The 20,810-nt window shown below is 71.2% G+C and carries 18 protein-coding genes; 9 read left to right on the top strand and 9 right to left on the bottom strand.

Translation table 11 applies throughout. The annotated features are described in order from the left end of the window. Nucleotide 1 precedes the first annotated feature (1 nt). Nucleotides 2–1,054, bottom strand: a complete 1,053-nt coding sequence (locus BIU91_RS06215) for a LacI family DNA-binding transcriptional regulator (RefSeq protein ID WP_084740744.1) — start codon at nt 1,052–1,054, stop codon at nt 2–4. 195 nt (nt 1,055–1,249) lie between these two features. Here BIU91_RS06215 and BIU91_RS06210 point away from each other — a divergent pair, with 195 nt between their 5' ends. The 8 genes from BIU91_RS06210 (at nt 1,250) to BIU91_RS06175 (ending at nt 7,455) form a co-directional block, all read left to right on the top strand. Then, nucleotides 1,250–2,152, top strand: coding sequence for a polysaccharide deacetylase (locus BIU91_RS06210; RefSeq protein WP_071404677.1), 903 nt, complete (start codon nt 1,250–1,252; stop codon nt 2,150–2,152). After that, nucleotides 2,152–2,526 (top strand): hypothetical protein, encoded by a 375-nt coding sequence (locus BIU91_RS06205; RefSeq protein ID WP_071404676.1) that lies wholly within the window; start codon nt 2,152–2,154, stop codon nt 2,524–2,526. The genes BIU91_RS06210 and BIU91_RS06205 overlap by 1 nt, the downstream gene beginning before the upstream one ends. Continuing rightward, nucleotides 2,523–3,551, top strand: a complete 1,029-nt coding sequence (locus BIU91_RS06200) for an asparaginase (RefSeq protein WP_071404675.1) — start codon at nt 2,523–2,525, stop codon at nt 3,549–3,551. The genes BIU91_RS06205 and BIU91_RS06200 overlap by 4 nt, the downstream gene beginning before the upstream one ends. An 82-nt stretch (nt 3,552–3,633) precedes the next feature. Continuing rightward, nucleotides 3,634–4,983 carry an MFS transporter gene (locus BIU91_RS06195; RefSeq protein WP_171907790.1) on the top strand — a complete coding sequence of 450 codons (1,350 nt, stop codon included), beginning with the start codon at nt 3,634–3,636 and terminating at the stop codon, nt 4,981–4,983. After that, nucleotides 4,980–5,777, top strand: coding sequence for an SDR family NAD(P)-dependent oxidoreductase (locus BIU91_RS06190; RefSeq protein WP_253183697.1), 798 nt, complete (start codon nt 4,980–4,982; stop codon nt 5,775–5,777). The genes BIU91_RS06195 and BIU91_RS06190 overlap by 4 nt, the downstream gene beginning before the upstream one ends. Then, complete coding sequence (locus BIU91_RS06185; protein ID WP_071404673.1) at nt 5,777–6,526, top strand: SDR family NAD(P)-dependent oxidoreductase; 750 nt, start codon at nt 5,777–5,779, stop codon at nt 6,524–6,526. Before BIU91_RS06190 ends, BIU91_RS06185 begins: the two co-directional genes overlap by 1 nt. Nucleotides 6,527–6,630: 104 nt before the next feature. Further along, complete coding sequence (locus BIU91_RS06180; protein WP_027466669.1) at nt 6,631–7,086, top strand: GNAT family N-acetyltransferase; 456 nt, start codon at nt 6,631–6,633, stop codon at nt 7,084–7,086. A gap of 30 nt (nt 7,087–7,116) precedes the next feature. Then, nucleotides 7,117–7,455: an MGMT family protein gene (locus tag BIU91_RS06175; RefSeq protein ID WP_071404672.1), complete on the top strand. Its 339-nt coding sequence runs from the start codon at nt 7,117–7,119 to the stop codon at nt 7,453–7,455. A 50-nt stretch (nt 7,456–7,505) separates the two neighbouring features. On the opposite strand, the gene BIU91_RS06170 is transcribed toward BIU91_RS06175, so the two are convergent. The 8 genes from BIU91_RS06170 to sucC form a co-directional block, all read right to left on the bottom strand. Then, the gene (locus tag BIU91_RS06170; RefSeq protein WP_071404671.1) at nt 7,506–7,934 is read right to left on the bottom strand and encodes a DUF805 domain-containing protein; all 429 of its coding nucleotides are present in this window, start codon (nt 7,932–7,934) and stop codon (nt 7,506–7,508) included. Nucleotides 7,935–7,971: 37 nt separating this feature from the next. Then, nucleotides 7,972–9,771: an ABC transporter ATP-binding protein gene (locus BIU91_RS06165; protein ID WP_110863292.1), complete on the bottom strand. Its 1,800-nt coding sequence runs from the start codon at nt 9,769–9,771 to the stop codon at nt 7,972–7,974. A 101-nt stretch (nt 9,772–9,872) separates the two neighbouring features. Next, nucleotides 9,873–11,681, bottom strand: a complete 1,809-nt coding sequence (locus BIU91_RS06160) for an ABC transporter ATP-binding protein (protein ID WP_027466673.1) — start codon at nt 11,679–11,681, stop codon at nt 9,873–9,875. Nucleotides 11,682–12,257: 576 nt separating this feature from the next. Continuing rightward, complete coding sequence (gene purH / locus BIU91_RS06155) at nt 12,258–13,892, bottom strand: bifunctional phosphoribosylaminoimidazolecarboxamide formyltransferase/IMP cyclohydrolase (RefSeq protein WP_071404670.1); 1,635 nt, start codon at nt 13,890–13,892, stop codon at nt 12,258–12,260. Further along, a complete protein-coding gene (purN, locus tag BIU91_RS06150; protein WP_071404669.1) occupies nt 13,889–14,482 on the bottom strand; it encodes a phosphoribosylglycinamide formyltransferase in 594 nt (197 codons plus the stop codon). Before purN ends, purH begins: the two co-directional genes overlap by 4 nt. A 41-nt stretch (nt 14,483–14,523) precedes the next feature. Then, entirely contained in the window at nt 14,524–16,602 is a 2,079-nt protein-coding gene (locus BIU91_RS06145) for a DUF6350 family protein (RefSeq protein WP_071404668.1), read from the bottom strand. A gap of 141 nt (nt 16,603–16,743) precedes the next feature. Next, nucleotides 16,744–17,631, bottom strand: a complete 888-nt coding sequence (gene sucD, locus BIU91_RS06140) for a succinate--CoA ligase subunit alpha (RefSeq protein WP_071404667.1) — start codon at nt 17,629–17,631, stop codon at nt 16,744–16,746. Between the two features lie 11 nt (nt 17,632–17,642). Beyond that, complete coding sequence (gene sucC / locus BIU91_RS06135; RefSeq protein WP_071404666.1) at nt 17,643–18,812, bottom strand: ADP-forming succinate--CoA ligase subunit beta; 1,170 nt, start codon at nt 18,810–18,812, stop codon at nt 17,643–17,645. Nucleotides 18,813–19,035: 223 nt separating this feature from the next. Between sucC and BIU91_RS06130 the strand changes: the two genes are divergently transcribed. Then, nucleotides 19,036–20,667 carry a RecQ family ATP-dependent DNA helicase gene (locus tag BIU91_RS06130; RefSeq protein WP_071404665.1) on the top strand — a complete coding sequence of 544 codons (1,632 nt, stop codon included), beginning with the start codon at nt 19,036–19,038 and terminating at the stop codon, nt 20,665–20,667. Nucleotides 20,668–20,810 lie beyond the last annotated feature (143 nt).

The raw sequence follows: 20,810 nt of genomic DNA, 5'->3' as shown, positions 1-20,810 counted from the left end.
ATCAGCCCGCCGGACGTCCGGTCGACGACCGCACCACGAGCGAGACCGGGAGCGTCGCTCCCTGCAGTGCCCCGTCGCCGATCGCCGCGAGCAGCCGCTCCACGGCCACGGTGCCCATCAGGGCGGTCGGTGAGTGCACGGTCGTCATGGGCGTGGGCAGCTGCGCCACGACCGAGATGTCGTTGTAGCCGACGATCGACAGGTCGTCGGGCACGCGGAGGCCGCGTTGCCGTGCGGCGCCCATCACGCCGATCGCCGCGGTGTCGTTGACGGCGAAGATCGCGGTCGGCGGGTCCGACAGCGAGAGCAGCGTGTGCGCGCCGACGACGCCTCCCTCGACCTCGAAGTCGCTGTGGACGACGAGCGCGTCGTCCACAGCGAGGTCCCGCTGCTCGTGCGCCAGGCGGAACCCGGCCACCCGCTCCACGGCGGTGCTGGCGTGGCGCGGACCGGCGATGACGCCGATGCGGCGGTGCCCCAGCGCGAGCAGGTGTTCCGTGGCCATCCGGCCGCCCTCGACGTCGTCACCGACCACGGCGGGCATCCAGTCCCCGGGGTGGCGGTTCGTCGCGATGACCGGCACGGGGAGGTCCATCAGCCGAGGGTTCGGGGACGACAGGTGGAGCGAGCTGACGATGAGGCCGTCGACCTGTCGGGAGAGCAGGAAGTCGACCGCATCGAGCTGCGCGCCCATGTCGTCCGGGGGCGTCGTGAGCAACAGCTGGTACCCGGCAGAGCGGGCGGCCGACTCGACGGACTGGCAGATCGTCGCGATGACCGTGTCGGCGAGCCGTGGCATCACGACGCCGATGGTGTTCGACCGCCGGGTCCGGAGCGATGCTGCGAGTCGGTTGGGGCGGTACCCGAGCTCGGCCGCCGCCGCGATCACCCGCTGTGCCGAGGCGCTCCACCCCTTGGTCGGCTCCGCCTGTCGGAGCACGCGCGACGCCGTCGAGATGTGCACGCCGGCGAGCGCAGCGATGGCCTGCAGGTTCACGTCACCACGACGATCCTGCTGACCGTGTCCGGCCGGGTCGTCGCTCGTACTGCCCATCCGTCGAGTCTAGGTGACAGATCGTCGTCACACCGTGCGGCGCGAACGTTTGCAGGTGCCGCGCCCGACGACAGCCCGGACGAGCCGAAACACACTGGTTACACGGTTGGACGTCGATCGAAACAGTCGACTGTCAGGATTCCGGTCAATGCAAACGATTGCACGAATTGCAGCAACGACGAGAGACGGTGTCCCATGGTGAAAGAGATCTTCGTGTCCTTCGGCGTCGACATCGACGCGGTCGCAGGCTGGCTCGGCTCCTACGGAGGGGCGGATTCCCCCTCGGACATCCAGCGCGGGATCTTCGCGGGACAGACCGGCGTCTCCCGTCTGCAGAAGGTGTTCGACCGCGCCGACATCGCAGCGACCTGGTTCATCCCCGGCCACTCGCTCGAGACCTTCCCGGACCAGTGCAAGGCCCTGTTCGACGCCGGCCACGAGATCGGTGCGCACGGGTACAGCCACGAGAACCCCGTGGCGATGACCGAAGCGCAGGAGGACGCGGTGATGGAGCGCTCGGTCGAGCTGATCACGCGACTCACGGGTCAGCAGCCGACGGGCTACGTCGCGCCGTGGTGGGAACTGAGCAGCTACACGCCCACGCTCCTGGAGAAGTTCGGGTTCAGCTACGACCACAGTCAGCAGCACAAGGACTTCGTCCCCTACTACTCGATCGTCGGCGACCAGTGGACACCGATCGACTACTCGCAGGACCCGCACACGTGGATGACGCCGCTCGTCCACGGGAGCGAGATCGACCTCGTCGAGATCGCGGCGAACTGGTACGTCGACGACCTGCCCCCGATGATGTTCATCAAGTCGAGCCCGAACAGCCACGGCTTCGTCAACCCGCGCGACGTCGAGCAGATGTGGAAGGACCAGTTCGACTGGGTGTACCGCGAACTCGACTACGCCGTCTTCCCGATCACGATCCACCCCGACGTCTCCGGCCGGCCGCAGGTCCTGCTCATGATCGAGCGGCTCATCGAGTACATCGGGGGCCACGAGGGCGTCCGGTTCGTCACGATGAACGAGATCGCCGACGACTTCCGCGTCCGCTTCCCGTTCGCGCAGCCCGAGCGTCCACGCGAGTACTGATGTGCGGCGGATGTGGCGGCAACGGCGGGCACCGTGACTGGTACGCCGCCGGTGTCGAGGACACCCCCGCGGCGCGCAAGCGGGCGCAGCTCCGGCTGGCCGCCTGGGCGACCCGGCTCTTCGCGGACGATCGGATCCGCGTCCACGAGGTCCCGGGCACCGTGCGGCTCGTGATCGTCGGGCCGACCGGCAAGCGCGTCGTGGCCCAGGGCGTCGACGGGGTCCTGGACGCGGTCGAACAGGTCGGCGCCGGGCGCACGGACTGGTCGGCCGTCGCCACCCGTGTCCGCAGGGCCGACCCGCGTGACGACACCGACTGGGAACACCGCAGCCTCGCCCGCGCGGTCGATCGACGAAGGGACACCCTGCCGTGACGGACCCCGCGCTCCCCCGGATCGTGTACCTCGCCCTCGGCGGGACCATCGCGAGTGTCACCTCGGGCGATCCGCGCGACTGCGGCGCTGTCCCGCGGATCGCAGCCCGCGACCTCCTCGCCGGTGTGCCGGCCATCGCGCAGGTCGCACGGGTCGAGGCCCGCCAGCTCGGCATGGTGCCCTCGCCCTCGCTCGACTTCGACGACGTGCAGCGAGCGCTCGATGCCGCGCGGGACGCCGTCGGCTCCGGAGCCTCGGGCGTCGTGCTGTCGCAGGGCACGGACACCATCGAGGAGACCGCGTACCTGCTCGACCTCGCCTGGGACCGCCCCGAGCCCCTCGTGGTGACCGGAGCGATGCGCCACGCCTCCTCGCCCGGCGCGGACGGTCCGGCGAACCTGTTGGCGGCCGTGTGCGTGGCCGCGGCACCGGCAGCAGTGGGACGTGGCGTCCTCGTCGTGCTCGACGACGAGGTGCACGCCGCCGGGACCGTACGCAAGACGCACACCTCGTCGACCGGCGCCTTCGCCTCACCGGGTTCCGGTCCGCTCGGACGGGTCACCGAGGGCTCGCCCGTCTTCCACGCTCCGGCGTCCCGAGCACCCGCGCTCACCACACGCGTCGCACCGCTGCCTCCGGTGGCCCTGCACCGGGTCACCCTCGCCGACGACGGCCGGGTCCTGTCGACCCTGGACGGACTCGGGTACCGCGGCGCGGTCATCGAGGGCTTCGGCGGCGGGCACGTCGCCGAGCGCACGGTCGACGCCGTCCGCGCCCTCGCCGCGCAGATGCCGGTCGTGCTGGCGTCGCGGACCGGCGCCGGTGCGACGCTCACGACGACGTACGGCTTCGCGGGCGGCGAGATCGACCTGCTCGGCGCCGGACTCGTCCCCGCCGGCAACCTCGACGGCCTCAAGGCGCGTCTCCTGCTGGCCGCGCTGCTCGCCCTCGACGCCCCGGACGACCGCATCCACGCGGCGTTCGCCGCCCACGGCCGGGGCTCTCCCCCGACCGGCCACCCCTGACCGCACCCACGCTCCGCCTCCGCCCGTCAGCCCGCGCCGCGACACCGTCGCAGCGCCGCACCGCCGTACCGAGAGGAAGACCATGTCCACCACGACCATCCACGAGCCCGAGGACCTCGAGCTCGCCACCGGGACGTTCCCGACGATCGGGCCGAAGGAGACCAAGCGCGGCGCGACCCTGGCGTTCTTCGCCTGGACGCTCGCCGTCTACGACTTCATCATGTTCGGCACGCTCCTCCCCCGCATCGCCGAGGACTTCGGGTGGAACGAACAGACCGCCCTGCTGGCGAACACCCTCGTGAGCGTCGGTGTCTTCGTCGTCGTCGTCCTCGTCGGTCTGTTCGTGGACCGACTCGGCCGGCGCCGCGGCATGATGATCACGATCGGTGGCGCGGCCCTGTCGTCGCTGCTGACAGCGGCGTCGACGGGGGTCGCCTCGCTCGTCGGCTTCCGGGCCCTGAGCGGCTTCGGGATGGCCGAGCAGTCGGTCAACTCCACCTACCTCAACGAGGTCTTCGCGCTCACCGAGCTCGAGGGCGTCAAGAAGCGTCGCGGCTTCTTCTACAGCCTCGTCCAGACCGGGTGGCCGATCGGCGCGCTCCTCGCGGCCGCGTTCATCGCCGGCATCAACGGGCTGTTCGGACAGGAGTCCTGGCGGCTCGCGTTCCTCATCGCCACCGTTCCGGCGCTGTTCGTCCTGTTCCTGCGCAAGGGCATCAAGGAGACGCCGCAGCACCGTCTGAACACGTACCTGCGGCAGCTGCGGAAGTCCGGTCGCGCCGAGGAAGCCACCGAGGTCGCCTCCCGCTTCGGCATCGTCGACGAGGGGCCGAACCCGCTGCGGGCGATCTTCGGCCGACGGTACGCACGCAACACCGTCGTGCTCTCGATCGCGTGGATCGTGAACTACTTCGGCATCACCACCACGAGCGTGCTCGGGACGACGATGCTCGAGGGCGTCAAGGGTGTCGACGCGAGCATGTCGCTGCTCATCATCGTGCTGTCGAACGTGGTCGGCGCCGCCGGCTACCTGTTCCACGGCTGGCTCGGCGACATCATCGGCCGCAAGACCACGATCGTCGTGGGCTGGGTGCTCGCGGGTGTCTGCTGGACCCTCTTCGTGCTCGGTCCGGACGACTTCGGCTACGTCCTGGTCACGTACATGCTGACGCTGTTCTTCCTGCTCGGACCGTACGCGTCGCTGCTCTTCCTGCAGGCGGAGTGCTTCGACTCGAGCTGCCGCGCCACCGGGTCCGCGTTCGTCACCGCGATGGGACAGCCCGGCACCATCATCGGCTCGGCTGTGCTGACGGCCCTCGTCGCCGGGAGCATCGGGCTCGGCCCGGCCGCCCTCATCGTCGGTGCGGGCGGCATGGTCCTCTCCGGTCTGATCATGCTCGGGACGAAGCGCGTGGCGGTGATCGACCATTGAGCGCCACGACACCGACCGGCGTGTACTCCGAGTTCTCGGGGAGCGTGGTCGTCATCACCGGCGCCGCGAGCGGGATCGGCGCGGCCCTCGCCGTGCAGCTCGCCGAGTACGGCGCGAACATCGTCATCCCCGTGTTCGCGGGTGACCCGCACGATCCCGCACCCGTCGTCGACGCCGTCGACGCCGCCGGGGGCAGTGCGCTGACGGTCACCGCGGACGTCCGCAGCACCGAGGACGTCGACGCCGTGTTCCAGGCGGCCGTCGACCGCTGGGGTCGCGTCGACCACGTGGTGGCGGGAGCGGGGGTCCTCCGTCGGCAGCCGCTCGACACCATGACCGACGCGGCGTGGGACGACATCCTGCAGGTGGACCTGCACGGTGTGATGCGCACGCTCCGGGCCGGTGCCCGGCACCTCGACCGGGGCGGGTCGATGGTGGCCGTCTCCTCGATCGCGGGCGGCGTGTACGGCTGGGTCGCACACAGCCACTACGCCGCGTGCAAGGCTGCAGTGATCGGCCTCGCCCGGAGTGCGGCAGCCGAGCTGGCACCGCGCGGGATCCGGGTGAACACCATCGTCCCGGGGCTCATCGAGACCCCCCAGTCCTCGGACGCCCAGAACTCGCTCGGCCCGGCGGGCCTCGCCGCCGCGGGTGCGCGGATCCCGTGGGGTCGTGTCGGCCACGCCGACGAAGCAGCCGCGGCCATCCGGTTCCTGCTCAGCCACGAGGCGCGCTACGTCACCGGGCAGGAACTCGTCGTCGACGGCGGCCTGACCATCCTGATGGCCGACTGATGCCCGACGGGACGGTGTTCGACCTCACCGGGACGACCGCCCTGGTGACGGGTGGCGCGAGCGGCATCGGTCTCGCGATCGTGGAGACCTTCGTCGCCGCCGGAGCGCGGGTCATCGCCGCGGACCTCGACGCCGACGGCCTGGCGGACCTCGCCGAGCGGCTGGGCGTCCGGACCATCGTGCTCGACGTCACCGACGAGGACCGGGTCGAGGCCGCCGTGGCGTCGGTCGACGAGGAGTCCGGCGGGATCCAGGTCCTGGTGAACGCCGCCGGCGTCCTCACGCAGGCTCCGCTCGAGGAGCTCCCCACGGCTGACTGGGCGCGCGTCATCGCGATCGACCTGACCGGGGTCTTCCTGGTGATGCGAGCAGTCGGTCGGCGGATGCTCCGCGACGGGCACGGGCGCATCATCAACCTCGCCTCCCAGCTGGCGATCAAGGGCGGCTCCGAGGTCGCGCACTACGCGGCCGCGAAGGCTGGCGTCATCGCACTGACGAAGAGCGCCGCGATCGAGTGGAGCGGACGGGGCGTGCTCGTCAACGCGATCGCACCCGGCCCGATCGTGTCGCCGATGACCGACCGGATGACGGCGCAGTGGCGGACGGACAAGGCCGCCGAGCTCCCGATCGGACGTTTCGGGGTCCCCGCCGAGGTCGCTCCGACCGCCCTGCTGCTCGCGTCGTCGCCAGCGGGTGACCTGTACACCGGGCAGACGCTCGGCCCGAACTCGGGTGACGTCATGCCGTGAGCACCACACGCCGGTCGGCCGGTCGGTTCCGCCGCGGCAACGGTGCGGTCTCGGTCTGCCCCGGTCTCTGGCTTCCGCAGGGTCTGCACCGTTAGCCTGGCCGCATGTCCGACCTGCGCCTGGAAGAACTCTCCGCGAAGACCGCTGCCGCGGCCAACTCCCTGACGCTCAAGCCGGGCCAGGAACAGTTCGTGCAGCCGACCACCTACGGGGTCGCCGAGTCCGACGTCAAGCCGAGCTCCGCGTGGACCCGTGTCGTCCTCGACGACGACGAGGTCCTCGGCCTGATCATCGGTTCCTTCGACGCCGACAACGCGCAGGAAGAGCTGCGCAGCTGCATCTGGCGCGTCAACGTGGCGGCGAGCGCGCAGGGCCGGGGCGTCGGTCGCTTCGCCGTGCACGGTCTGGCGGACGAGGCACGCAGCCGTGGGTTCGAGCGGCTGACGGTCGTGTACGAGCCGGGCGGCGACGACAGCCCCGAGGCGTTCTTCCGCGCCGTGGGCTTCGAGGTCGTGCGCGAGACCCAGTACGGCGACCACTTCGCGGTCCTGACGCTCTAGCGCTGCCCGTCCGACGTGGCATCCGACACTGTGCCCTTCGAAGACGCGGCCGGCGACTTCGGCGCCGCTGTCGCCGAGGTGGTGCGGATGATCCCGCCGGGGCACGTCATGACGTACGGCGACGTCGCCGCAGCCCTCGGGTCGCGGGCATCGCGTGCCGTCGGCAAGGTGATGGCGCACGAGGGCGCCGACCTGCCGTGGTGGCGCGTGGTGCGCGCGGGTGGGCACCCGCCGCTGCACCACGAGGCCCGGGCGCTCGAGCACTACCGCGTCGAGGGGACGCCGCTCGTGCAGGGGACGACGGCCTGGAGGCTCGACATGCGTCGTGCCCGCTGGTCACCCGCCACGGACGCGGACGACCCGTTCTGATCCCCGGCCGCGCAGGTCGGCCCGCCAGGGTGCACCGTCAGGGTCCACCGTCAGCGGTCGAAGCGCGCACCCTTCGGGTTCGCGGGCAGCAGGCACAGCACGTACACGATCAGTGAGCCGAGGCCCGGCAGCACGTGCAGGAACTGCCAGAAGCCGGACAGGTTGGCGTCGTGCAGCCGTCGGGCGCCGAGGGCGAGCGAGCCGATGAGCGTCGCGAGCACCCACAGCATGAACAGGTACGAGCCGACGGGGTTCTCGAGCACCGGGGTGTCCGGCGTGAACACCTGCGGCACGAGCTGCAGCACGAGCCCGATCGCGAGCGACGTCAGCCACCACCACCAGAACTCGGCGCGCGATGCCCGTCCGGTGAACACGGTGTACTTCCGCCAGAACCGTCGGACGGCCTCGGTGAAGGGGGCACCGTAGAAGGGGTCGTGCAGGGCGACGCCGCCGGGCTGCACCACGCTGTCGTTGCTCATGGAGCAAGCCAACCACGTGGTGCAGCCCGACCGGGGCCTAGACGAGCGAGTCGCGCCAGGCCGCGTGCAGCTGGGCGAACCGCCCGGTGCCGGCGATGAGGTCGGCGGGGGTGCCGTCCTCGACGATCCGGCCGTGCTCCATCACGAGCACCCGGTGGGCGATCGCGACGGTGGACAGCCGGTGCGCGATGATCACCGCGGTGCGGTCGGCGAGCAGGGTCTCCAGGCCCTCTTGCACGAGTCGCTCCGAGGGGATGTCGAGCGACGCCGTGGCCTCGTCGAGGATGAGCACCTTCGGGTCCGCGATGAAGGCCCGCGCGAACGAGAGCAGCTGCCGCTGACCCGCCGAGACACGACCGCCGCGCTTGTTCACGTCGGTGTCGTACCCGTCGGGCAGCGCCATGATGAACTCGTGCGCGCCGACGGCCTTGGCCGACGCCTCGATCTCCTCACGCGACGCACCGGGCTTGCCGAGCGCGATGTTGTCCGCGACGGTGCCGGAGAACAGGTACGCCTCTTGTGTGACCATGACGATCGCGCGGCGCATGTCCTTCGTGTCGAGGTCGCGCAGGTCCACACCGTCGAGCTTGACCGAGCCCTGGGTCGGGTCGTAGAAGCGCGCCATGAGCTTGGCGAGCGTCGACTTGCCGGCACCGGTGGACCCGACGAGGGCGATGGTCTGCCCCGACGGGATGTGCAGGTCGAACTCCGGCAGCACGACCTTGCCCTTGTTGTAGGCGAAGACGACGTCGTCGAAGTCCATCTTCCCGGTGGCGTCCGCCAGACGGGTGGGCTTCACGGGGTCCGGCACGCTCGGCCGTTCCTCGAGGACACCCGAGATCTTCTCCATCGCCGCCGACGCCGACTGGTACCCGTTGTAGAACATCGCCAGTTCCTGCGCCGGGTCGAAGAAGCGCTTGGCGTACAGCGCGACCGCGAGCAGCGCACCGACCTCGAGCGTCCCGCCGACGATCCGGAAACCACCGACGATGACGACCGCGGCGAGCGTGGCGTTGCCGATGAGCACGAGCACCGGGTCGAAGGTCCCGAACAGGTTGAACACCTTCGTGTTCGCCACCCGGTAGTCCTCGACGTAGCCGCCGTACTCGTCACGGTTGCGGGACTCCTTGCGGAACGCCTGCACCGCGCGGATGCCCGTCATCGTCTCGACGAAGTGCACGATGACGCGCGCCGAGGTGACACGGGTGGAGCGGAACAGTGTCTGCGAGTTCGTCTGGAACCAGCGGATCAGGAACCAGAGCGGCACGAGCGACACCGCGAGCACGAGCCCGGACGTCGGGTCGAGCAGCACCAGGGCCACGGCGGTGAACGCCATGTACAGCACGCCCTGGATGAGCTGGTTCAGCCCGGAGTCGAGCAGCTCGCGGATCGAGTCGAGGTCACTCGTCTGGCGCGAGATGATCCGGCCCGACGTGTAGGTCTCGTGGAACTCGAGCGAGAGCCGCTGCGTGTGCAGGAACACCCGCTTGCGGAGGTCGAACAGGATCGCCTGGCTGATCCGTGCCGCGAGCACCGTGTACCACGCGGTGAGCACCGCACCGAGGACGGCCACGACGATGTACGTCGCGACGACCCCGAACGCCGGCACCCAGTCGTTCTGGTCCATCACCGCGGGCAGGGCGTTGTCGATGCCCCACGCGATGAGCGCCGGACCCGCGACGGTGCCGGCGGTCGAGACCACGACCACGATCCCGAGCAGCACCAGCCGGAGCTTCAGCGGTGCGGCGAGGGACCCGAGCAGGGCGAGGGACCGGCGCCGCAGGCGCTTGCTCTCGGCCTTCGTGAAGTCCTCACGCTCCTCGCCGCGCACGCCCATGGTGGTGATCGAGGCGGTGACGGGGGCGGCAGCCTGCTCGTCCGGAGCTTCCTGCGGGACGGACGCCGTGCCTCCCGGCAGGTTCTGGTCGGTCTGCTGGCTCATGCCATCGCCTCCTGTCGTGCGGTCGCGTCGTCGTCGTCGAGCGACGAGATGACGTAGCGGTAGTGCTCGTTGGTGGCCATCAGGTCGTGGTGGGTCCCGACGGCCGTGACGACGCCGTTCTCCATCAGGGCGACCCGGTCGGCCAGCGTCACCGTCGACGGACGGTGCGCCACGATGAGCGACGTGGTGTCGGCGAGCACGCGTCGCAGGCCCGCCTCGACCCGCGCCTCGGTGTCGACGTCGAGCGCCGACAGCGGGTCGTCGAGCACGAGCACCGACGGCCGCGCGGCGATCGCGCGGGCGAGTGCCAGGCGCTGGCGCTGGCCGCCGGACAGCGACAGCCCCTCTTCACCGACCCGGGTGTCGACGCCGTCGGGCAGGTCGTCCACGAAGGACGCCTGCGCGATGTCGAGCGCCTCGCGCATGAGCGCCTCGGCCTCGGCACCCTGCACGTCCGGTCGACCGAGCAGCACGTTCTCACGCACGGTCGACGAGAACAGGGTGGCGTCCTCGAACGCGACGCCGACGTGCCGGCGCAGCTCTTCGCGGGTGAGGTCGCGGATGTCGACCCCGTCGATCGTCACCGAACCGCCGGTCACGTCGTACAGACGCGGCACGAGCGAGAGCAGTGTCGTCTTGCCGCAGCCGGTCAGCCCGACGAGCGCCATGGTCTCGCCCGGCTGCAGCTGCAGTTCCACGCCGTTGATCAGGTCCGGGTACTGCGGTGCGGAGTCCTGGTACCGGAAGTGCACGCCGTTGAACGACAGGGCACCGTGCGGCTCCGCGATCGTCTTCGGGTGCTCCGGGTCCGTGATGGTGTTCTCGGAGTCCATGACCTCGAAGAAGCGGTCGACCGCCGTGCGTGTGTCGAACGTCATCGAGAGCAGGAAGCCGATCGACTCGATCGGGAACCGCAGCACCGTCGCCGTCGCGAAGAACGCGAACAGCTGGCCGACGCTGAGCTGCCCCTGCGACGCCAGCCAGATGCCGGCGAGCAGGCACAGCGCGAACGCGACGTCCGGCACGAGCAGCAGCCACAGCCAGATGCCCGCGATGGCCTTCGCCTTCTTGATCTCGGTGCCGCGCAGGGCCTCGGCCTGCTCGCTGAACTCCTCGAGCTTCGCGCCGCCGCGACCGAACGCCTTGAGCACGCGGATGCCGTGCACCGACTGCTCGACGCTCGTGGCGAGGTCACCGACCTGGTCCTGGCTGCGGCGTGCGACGGCGGAGTACCGGCGCTCGAACAGCAGGCCGTTGATCCACAGCGGGATCGACGCGATCAGGAAGATCAGCCCGAGGATCCACCCGAAGGTGAACAGCACGACGAAGCCGACGACGATCGTCACGATGTTCACGACGAGCAGGACGACGCCGAAGGCCAGCCAGCGCCGGATCAGCGACAGGTCCGACACGGAACGGGACAGCAGCTGCCCGGACTCCCAGCGGTCGTGGAACGCGACCGGCAGGTCCTGCAGCTTCGCGTAGAGCGAGTTGCGCATGCTGGTCTCGATGCGGGTCGAGGGGCGCATCACGAGCCGGCGGCGCGAGGCGATGAAGAACGCCTCGAGCACACCGAGGGCGAGCACCCCGAGCCCGGCGGGCCAGATCTGTGCCGAGTCGCGCGACGACAGCGGACCGTCGACGAGCCACTGCAGCACGTAGGGGATTGCGAGCGCCACCAGGGAGGCTCCCATCGCTGCGGCCATGCCGCCGATGAGGCGCCCCTGGTAGGGCTTCACGTAGGGGTAGATCCGCGCGATCGCGCGGAAGGTGGACGGGCGCGCCGTGGTGGGCGACTTGGACATGCGTTGCGTCCTCATGCGTCTGCCGGGTCCCCGGGTCGCGCTGCGCGGTGCGTGCTCGCTGCTTGCTTGCTGCTTGCTTGCTTGCTTGCTTGCTTGCTTGCTGCTTGCTTGCTCGCGTCGCGCGGCTTCGGCCTGGAGGCTCGGTGTGGCGTTGCGTGGTGATCATCGGCCGGGCGCGTGGTCGCGTCTCCGCCGTCACTCGCGTGACGTCGGTCGGGCCGGAGGCACCGAGGGACAGTCGTCCCCCGGGTTCAGGCGGGTGGTTCGCGGACGCCGGTGGTGCTGCGTCGCGGGGCCGTGGGAACGGCCCGACTAGACGGCGGCCGCGGCGCGGGGCCGCGGTGCGATCAGGGATCGCCGTGCGGGAGTGGTCCCCACGACGGACACGAGACCTGCACGGGCGGCCGTCGCCACGGTTCCGGTCATGTTGTCCATCGTCACTCCAGTCGTCGTCTTCGTCACCGTTGTGTCCGCGGTGCCGCCGGTCCCGAGGGATCGTCGGCTGCCTGCCGCGGAGCCTTACAGACTATTCACAGTGACTCACGGCGCGCAATGGTTCGCCACCGATTGTTCACATCAGTGGAAGAAGTGGCGCTCGCTCGTGAAGTACATCGTGACGCCGGCGGCCTTCGCCGCGGCGATGACCTCGTCGTCGCGGACGCTGCCACCGGGCTGCGCCACCGCACGGACACCGGCGTCGAGCAGCACCTGCAGGCCGTCGGCGAACGGGAAGAACGCGTCCGACGCCGCGACACTGCCGGTCGCACGGTCACCGGCACGGTTCACCGCGAGGTGGCAGGAGTCGACCCGGTTGACCTGGCCCATGCCGACACCGACGCTCGCACCATGGTTCGCCAGCAGGATGGCGTTCGACTTCACCGAACGGCTCGCACGCCACGCGAAGGCCAGGTCGGCGAGGGTCTGCTCGTCGGCGGGCTCGCCGGCGACGAGGGTCCAGGTGGCCTGGTCGAAGCCCGTGAAGCGGTCGGCGTCCTGCACCAGGAAGCCGCCGGAGATCTGCTTGACCTCGCGGTCGGCGAGCGCGAAGTCGGCCGGCAGCGTGAGCAGGCGGATGTTCTTCTTGCGCGACAGGATCTCGAGCGCCTCGGGGTCGAACCCGGGGGCGACGACGACCTCGGTGAAGATGTCCTTCACGGTCTCGGCCATGGCCACCGTGACCGGGCGGTTCGCGGCGATGACCCCGCCGAACGCCGAGAGCGGGTCGCAGGCGTGCGCGGCGGCGTGGGCCGAGGCGATCGGGTCGGCGGCGTCGGCCGGGGCGATCGCGATGCCGCACGGGTTGGCGTGCTTGATGATCGCGACGGCGGGCTCGTCGAAGTCGAAGGCCGCACGGACCGCTGCGTCGGCGTCGACGTAGTTGTTGTACGACATCTCCTTGCCGTGCAGCTGCGTCGCCTGCGCGATGCCGGTGCCGTCCGACGTCGTGTAGAGCGCCGCGGCCTGGTGGGCGTTCTCGCCGTAGCGCAGGGTCGCCGACAGCTCGGCCTCGACCGTCAGGTGCTCGTCGAACGCACCGGGGGTCCGGATCTCGCCGGCGGTCGTCGGGGCCGCAGCGGCGGTGACGACGTCGCTCGCGAAGTAGGACGCCACCGCGGTGTCGTAGGCGGCGGTGTGCGCGAAGGCCTGGGCGGCGAGGCGCTTCCGGAGCTCGAGCGTGGTGCCGCCGGCACGGACGGCCTCGACGACCTCGGGGTAGGACGCCGGGGAGACGACGATCGCCACGTTCGGGTGGTTCTTCGCCGAGGCACGGACCATCGCGGGGCCGCCGATGTCGACGTTCTCGACCACGGTCGCGGTGTCGGCACCCGAGGCCACGGTCTCGACGAACGGGTAGAGGTTCACGACGACGAGCTCGAACGGCGCGATGTCGAGGTCGGCGAGCTGCTGCTCGTGCGACTCGAGCCGGAGGTCGGCGAGCAGGCCGGCGTGCACCGACGGGTGCAGCGTCTTCACGCGACCGTCGAGGGACTCCGGGAACCCGGTGACGCTCGCGACGTCGGTGACGGCGTACCCGGCGTCACGGATGGTCTGGGCGGTGGAGCCGGTCGACACGATCTCGACCCCGGAGTCGGCCAGTGCGCCGGCGAGCTCGAGCAGGCCGGACTTGTCGCTCACCGAGATGAGTGCACGGCGGACCGGGACCACGTCACGGTCGCGGTAGAGGCTGGGGTCGGCTGCGTGCACGCTCATGCGCTCGGGGTGCCCTTCAGGTCGGTGGTGCCGTTGGCGATGTCGAGGATGGTCTGGATGAGCAGGCGGCGCTCGACCGGCTTGATGCGGTCGTGCAGCGTCGACTCGGTGTCCCCCGGCAGCACCGGGATGCGCTCCTGCGCGAGGATCGGCCCCGTGTCGACGCCGTCGTCGACCGCGATGACGCTCGCACCGGTCTCGGTGACCCCGGCGGCCAGGGCATCCCGCACGCCGTGGGCGCCGGGGAACTCGGGCAGGTACGCCGGGTGGGTGTTGATGATCCCCGGGGCGAACTCGGACACCACGGCCGGGGGCAGCAGGCGCATCAGGCCGGAGAGCACCAGCAGGTCGGGCGACCACGGGCGGATCTGCTCCGCCAGGGCCTGGCCCCACTCGGCGCGGGAGTCGTAGCGGGTGAAGGGCACCGTGAAGGTCGGGATCGAGAACTCCTCGCCCAGGCCGAGACCCTCGGCGTCGCGGTCGGCACCGATGGCGACGACACGGGCGGGGTACTCGGCGTCGAAGGTCGCTTCGAGCAGGGCTCGGAGGTTCGACCCGGTACCGGAGATCAGGACGACCAGTTCGAGCACGGCACCAACCCTACCGGCAGGCACGGACCCGACGGGCGCTGTTACCGGTCGTCCTTCGGCTGCCGCCACCAGGGCAGCTCGTCCTCGGGGACCTGGTCGGTGACGTCCCACTTCGCCGGGCGGGACTGCTCCGCCGGCTTCGAGGCGGGCGCTCGGGTGCCGGGCTCGACGTCCACGCGGTCCGCCTCGGCCGTCTCGTCGACGTCATCGCGGCCGGCCACGAACTCCTCGGTGCTCCACGGGAACGCGGGCTGGGCGTCGGTCGGCACCGGGGTGGGTGCGGGTGTGGACGAGGCTGCCTGGGCTGCGGGCCGCTCGGGGCTGGGTCGATCCGGCTCGGCGTCGGAGCCGGTCACGCGGTCGCGGAGTGCACCGGCTCGTCCCCGGACGCCCTCGGCCGCACCGGCCAGGCGGTCGCGGAGGCCACCCAGCGCTGCTCGTCCGGCACTACGGCGCTCCGGTTCGGGCTCGGCGGCCAGGCGGTCGGCGGCCACCGCGTCGGTCTTCGCCCAGTCAGGGAGCTCGATGTCGTGGTCGGTGTCGCCGGCACGCGGTGCGACGGGCGCGGGTGCGGAGGCGGGTCGTGCGGGCGCGGAGGCGGGCCGTGCGGGTGCGGAGGCGGGCCGTGCGGGTGCCGCGTCGGCGGGCTCGCTGCCGATCGGCTCGCCGCTGACCGGTTCGGTCACGTGTTCGGTCGTCGCACGGGGCCGTGCAGCGGTCGACCCGTCGTGGGACTCCTCGACCACGAAGCGGTGTACATCGGTGGTGCGCCCGGCACCGGCCTGGTCGAGCGCGGCGAGCAGGGACCCCTCGCCGACGTCGACCCCGGCGCGCGCCGTGTCGTGGGCATCGTCGGGTTCGTCGGCCTCGGTCCAGCGCTCTCGCGTCCACCCGCGGTCCGGCAGCCGGACCAGGTCACTGCCCGCGGCGAGGGCGATGATCGCCGGCAGGCCGATCTCGAGTGCGGCGAACCCGCCGACCGCGAGGGCGTGCGGACCGACGTCGGCAAGGCGCCCGGGGCCGAACGAACCGGAGGACACCCAGGCGATGAGCCCCGTGAGCACTCCGGCCACGAGTCCTGCGACGACACCGCCGAGCGCACGGTGCAGCGCGGAGTCGGCGGCGCCCAGGGCCCGTACCAACCGCGGCCGCATCGAGCCGCCGATCGCGAACCCGGCGATGACCGGCACGAGGATCCAGACGAGCCCGAAGGTGTGACCAGAAGTCGGCAGCGCGCCGAAGACCGGCAGGCCGGGGATCGGGCCCAGGGTCGTGGCGATCGGGGACACGCTCGACCCGGTGCCGATCGCGAACCCGGGGCCGATCAGCCACGAGGTGGCCCACCCGACGAAGTCCGGCAGGAACGCGAGCTGCCCGACGGTGAGTGCGACGCCGCCGATGACCCCGGCGTGCGACTGCTCGTACAGGGTGATGACCTCGGCGAACGAGGTGAAGAGGAGCAGGCCGACGAGCACTGCGGCAACCCCGACGACCACGGCGGTCGCGGCGGTCCCGGCGCGCAGGCCGAACCCGGCGACGGTCCGCCAGACCGCGGGGATGCGGTCGACCAGGTCGATGACCCGCTGGGTGCCGGCGTCGGCGGGCAGGTCACGGCGACGACGGCAGACCTCGGAGGCGGCGAGCGCGGGGATCCCGAACCAGAGCGCCGGCAGCACCACGGCCTGCCAGAGCGTGGGGCGGGTGGCAGCCGAGGTCGACGACAGTGCGACGGCCAGACCGAGGAGCGCGACGACTGCGGTCCCGACCAGCAGCCCGGTGGTGCGGTGCTCGGTCTCCGCGAACCGACGTCCGGCGCGGGCGCCGAGCCAGGCCGTCACGACCGCGAACCCGAGGGCCGCCAGGGTCACGTGGATGGGGTCGGCTGCGCCGCTGACCCCGGTGCTCTTGGCGAGTGCGGACCCGAGCAGGAACGAGACGTCGACGCCGTGCCCGACCAGCCAGACGCTGCCGGTGGCCTTCCAGAACACGTCCCAGTCGACCTGCAGGCCGTACTCGAACCCCCAGAGCAGCGTCAGGGGCACGAGGGCGATCCCGATGCCGACGCCGACCGTCACGACCGCCTCGATCGCGGCGAGCAGAGCGGTTCCCAGGCGGTTCATCGCAGCGAGGATACGTGCCCCTCGCGCGGCCGCCCCGGAGCCGCGCGGCTGCCGACGCAAAACACCGGTGTTCGCAGGACGAACACGCGCAGGACGCGGTTCAACCGACGAACACCGGTGTTTTGCGGAACGGGCTGGTCGCTAGCGAGCGGCGACGACCTCGCGCAGCAGCGCGGCGGTCTCGGACGGCGTCTTGCCGACCTTGACGCCAGCGGCCTCGAGCGCCTGCTTCTTCGCCTCGGCGGTACCGGCCGAACCGGACACGATCGCGCCGGCGTGCCCCATCGTCTTGCCCTCCGGAGCGGTGAAGCCCGCGACGTAGCCGACGACCGGCTTCGTGACGTGCGCCTTGATGAACTCGGCGGCACGCTCTTCGGCGTCGCCGCCGATCTCGCCGATCATCACGATGGCCTCGGTCTCGGGGTCGGCCTCGAACGCGGCGAGCGCGTCGATGTGCGTGGTGCCGATGACCGGGTCGCCGCCGATGCCGATGGCGGTCGAGAAGCCCAGGTCGCGGAGCTCGTACATCATCTGGTAGGTCAGGGTGCCGGACTTCGAGACGAGCCCGATCGGGCCCTTGCCGGTGATCGTCGCCGGGGTGATGCCGACGAGGGACTCCCCCGGGGTGATGATGCCGGGGCAGTTCGGCCCGATGATCCGGGTCGTGCCGCCCTTCGCCTTGGCGTGCGCCCAGAACTCGGCCGAGTCCTGCACGGGGATGCCCTCGGTGATGACGACGACGAGCGGGATCTCGGCGTCGATGGCCTCCATCACCGCGTCCTTCGCGAACGCCGGCGGGACGAAGACGATCGAGACGTCGGCACCGGTGGTGTCGATGGCCTCGCGCACCGAGCCGAAGACCGGCAGCGACACGTCGCCGTGGGTGACGGTGGTGCCGGCCTTGCGGGCGTTCACGCCGCCGACGACGTTCGTGCCGGCCTTGAGCATCAGGGCGGTGTGCTTCGTGCCCTCGCCACCGGTGATGCCCTGGACGATGACCTTGGAGTCCTTGTTGAGGAAGATCGACATGGTCAGTCCCTTCAGGCCGCTGCGGCGGCGAGTTCGGCGGCCTTCTCGGCCGCATCGTCCATGGTCGCGGCGACGGTGACGAGCGGGTGCGCTGCCTCCGCCAGGATCCGACGACCCTCTTCCACGTTGTTGCCGTCGAGGCGCACGACGAGCGGCTTGGTGGCCGCGTCGCCGAGGATGCCGAGCGCGGCGACGATGCCGTTCGCGACGGCGTCGCACGCGGTGATGCCGCCGAAGACGTTCACGAAGACGCTCTTCACCTGCGGGTCGCCGAGGATGACGTCGAGGCCGTTGGCCATGACCTCGGCCGAGGCGCCGCCGCCGATGTCGAGGAAGTTGGCGGGCTTCACGCCGCCGTGGCGCTCACCGGCGTAGGCGACGACGTCGAGCGTCGACATGACGAGCCCCGCGCCGTTGCCGATGACGCCGACCTGGCCGTCGAGCTTGACGTAGTTCAGCCCGCGGGCCTTCGCCTTGGCCTCGAGCGGGTCCTCGCTGGCGGTGTCCTCGAGGTCCTTGTGGCCCTCGTGGCGGAAGTCGGCGTTCTCGTCGAGCGAGACCTTGCCGTCGAGTGCCAGGATCTGGCCGTCGCCGGTGCGGACGAGGGGGTTCACCTCGACGAGGGTCGCGTCCTCGCCCTTGTAGACGTCGTAGAGCTTGACGAAGACGTCGGCGACGGCGTCCTGCAGCTCCGATGGGAAGTTCGCCTGCCGAGCGATCTCGAGCGCGGCGGCCTTGTCGATGCCCGTCAGCGGGTCGACCTCGACCCGGGCGAGCGCCTCGGGCTTCTCGACGGCGAGCTGCTCGATCTCCATGCCGCCCTCGACGCTGGTGAGCGAGAGGTAGGAGCGGTTGGCCCGGTCGAGCAGCACGGAGAAGTAGAACTCCTCGGCGATGTCCGCACCCTGGGCGACCATGACGCGCTGGACGGTGTGGCCCTTGATGTCGAGGCCGAGGATCGCCTGCGCGTGCTCGAACGCCTCGTCCGGGGTCTTCGCGACCTTCACGCCGCCGGCCTTGCCGCGACCGCCGACCTTCACCTGCGCCTTGACGACCACGACGCCACCGATCTTCTCGGCCGCCGCCTTCGCCTGCTCGGGGGTGTCGGCGATGATCCCCTGCAACACGGGGACGCCGTAGGACTCGAAGAGGTCCCTGGCCTGATACTCGAAAAGATCCACGCTGTTCTTCTTCCCGCACGGTTCGTGCGATCGGCATCGGTTTCCCGGTCGCGCACTCCACATCGAGGGTCGCTCGATGTCGAGACAACGGCCGCCACGCAGCCTAGCGCTGCTCGGTGGACGGCCGGTGCACGGATGCCAGGCCCCGGTCCGCTCCGACGCGCATGAGCCGCTGCGCGCACCGCTGGGACCGGCCCGAGCTGGCGCTCGGCACTGTGGATCGGTGCAACCCGAACTCCGTACCCGCGCCACCGAGGTCTTCGGCTGGAAGCTCCGCCCCGACCAGGAGTCCGTCATCGACGCGGTGCTCGAACACCGCGACGCCCTGGCGGTCATGCCCACCGGATCGGGGAAGTCCGCGATCTACCAGGTCGCCGGCCTCGGACTGGACGGCCTCGTCGTGGTCGTCTCCCCGCTCGTGGCGCTGCAGGAGGACCAGGTGGTCGGGCTCGAGCACCATCCCGACGCCCCCCGAGCCGTCGCGCTGAACGCCACGAAGAAGGCACGGGACGTCGCCGACGCGTGGGACGCCGTCGCCGCGGGCGAGGTCGGCTACGTGTTCCTGGCCCCCGAGCAGCTGGTGAAGGACGACGTGCTCGAGCGCCTCCGCGACGCCGGGGTCGCACTGGTCGCCGTCGACGAGGCGCACTGCATCTCGTCGTGGGGTCATGACTTCCGACCCGACTACCTGGCGCTCGGCGAGGTCGCGGAGCGCCTGGGCCGCCCGCCGGTGCTCGCCCTGACCGCGACGGGGTCCGCTCCGGTGCGGGACGACATCGTCGAGCGGCTCGGCATGCGCGACCCGTTCGTGCTCGCCTCGGGGTTCGACCGTCCCGGCATCCGGCTCGAGGTGGTCCGGCACGCCGAGGACGCCGAGAAGCGCCAGGCCGTGGTCGACCAGGTCGCCGAGCTCGACGGGCCGACGGTCGTCTACGTCGCCACCCGCGCGGCGACGACGGAGTACGCCGACGCCCTCGCCGCCCGCGGTCGTCGTGCGCAGCCGTACCACGCCGGCATGCGGGTGGCGGAGCGCGAGGCCGTGCACACCGGGTTCCTGGACGGCGACGTCGACGTGGTGGTCGCGACGAGTGCGTTCGGCATGGGCATCGACAAGCCCGACGTCCGGTACGTCGTGCACGCCGACGTCCCCGAGTCGATCGACGCCTACTACCAGGAGATCGGGCGGGCCGGGCGGGATGCCGAACCGGCCGGCGCCACTCTGCACTACCGCGCCGAGGACTTCGGCCTGCGCACGTTCTTCGCGTCCGGCTCGCCGCGGCCCGCCTCGGTCCGGGCCGTGTTCGACGCCGTCCCGGCGACCGGCTCGATCGCCCGCTCCGCACTGGTGGAGGCCGCCGGCCTGTCGGCCCGCACCGCCGGTCGAGCACTCAACGCCCTGCTCGACGCCGGCGCCCTGCGCGACGACGTGGACGGTGTCTCCCGGGTGCCCGACGGCCCGCAGGACGCCGACCGTGCGGCACGTGCCACCACCGACCGTGCTGCCGAACGGGAACGGGTCGAGGAGTCCCGCATCGCGATGATGCGCCAGCTCGCCGAGACGACCGGGTGCCGCCGGCAGTTCCTGCTCGGCTACTTCGGCGACGAGCTGCCGGAGCCGTGCGGGAACTGCGACACCTGCTCGTCCGGCACGGCACGCGAGGCCTCCGCCCACGTCGCCGACGGTGCGAACGACGAAGCGTGGCCCCCGGATGCGCGCGTCGAGCACGCCGAGTGGGGCACGGGCGTGGTGATGAGCACGGAAGAGGACCGCATCACGGTGTTCTTCGAGTCCGCCGGCTACCGCACCCTCGCACTCGCCGACGTCGAGCAACGCGACCTGCTCGAACGCGTCTGACAGCGGCACGGACGAAGCGCACCGGCGGCCAGCGGACGGGCCCGGCCGGCCCGGGCGGGGAAGGCGCGGTCGCTCGACCACCCGTCGGCGACCGCGCTCCACTCCCCCGAGCATCGGCGATGCTGCCGTGGCGGTGTGACCGG

This window comes from Curtobacterium sp. MMLR14_002, assembly GCF_001864975.1.
In the GTDB taxonomy this organism is placed as follows: Bacteria; Actinomycetota; Actinomycetes; order Actinomycetales; family Microbacteriaceae; genus Curtobacterium; species Curtobacterium flaccumfaciens.
Note: the sequence above shows the minus strand (reverse complement) of the source record. Positions and strands in the feature narration are given on the sequence as shown.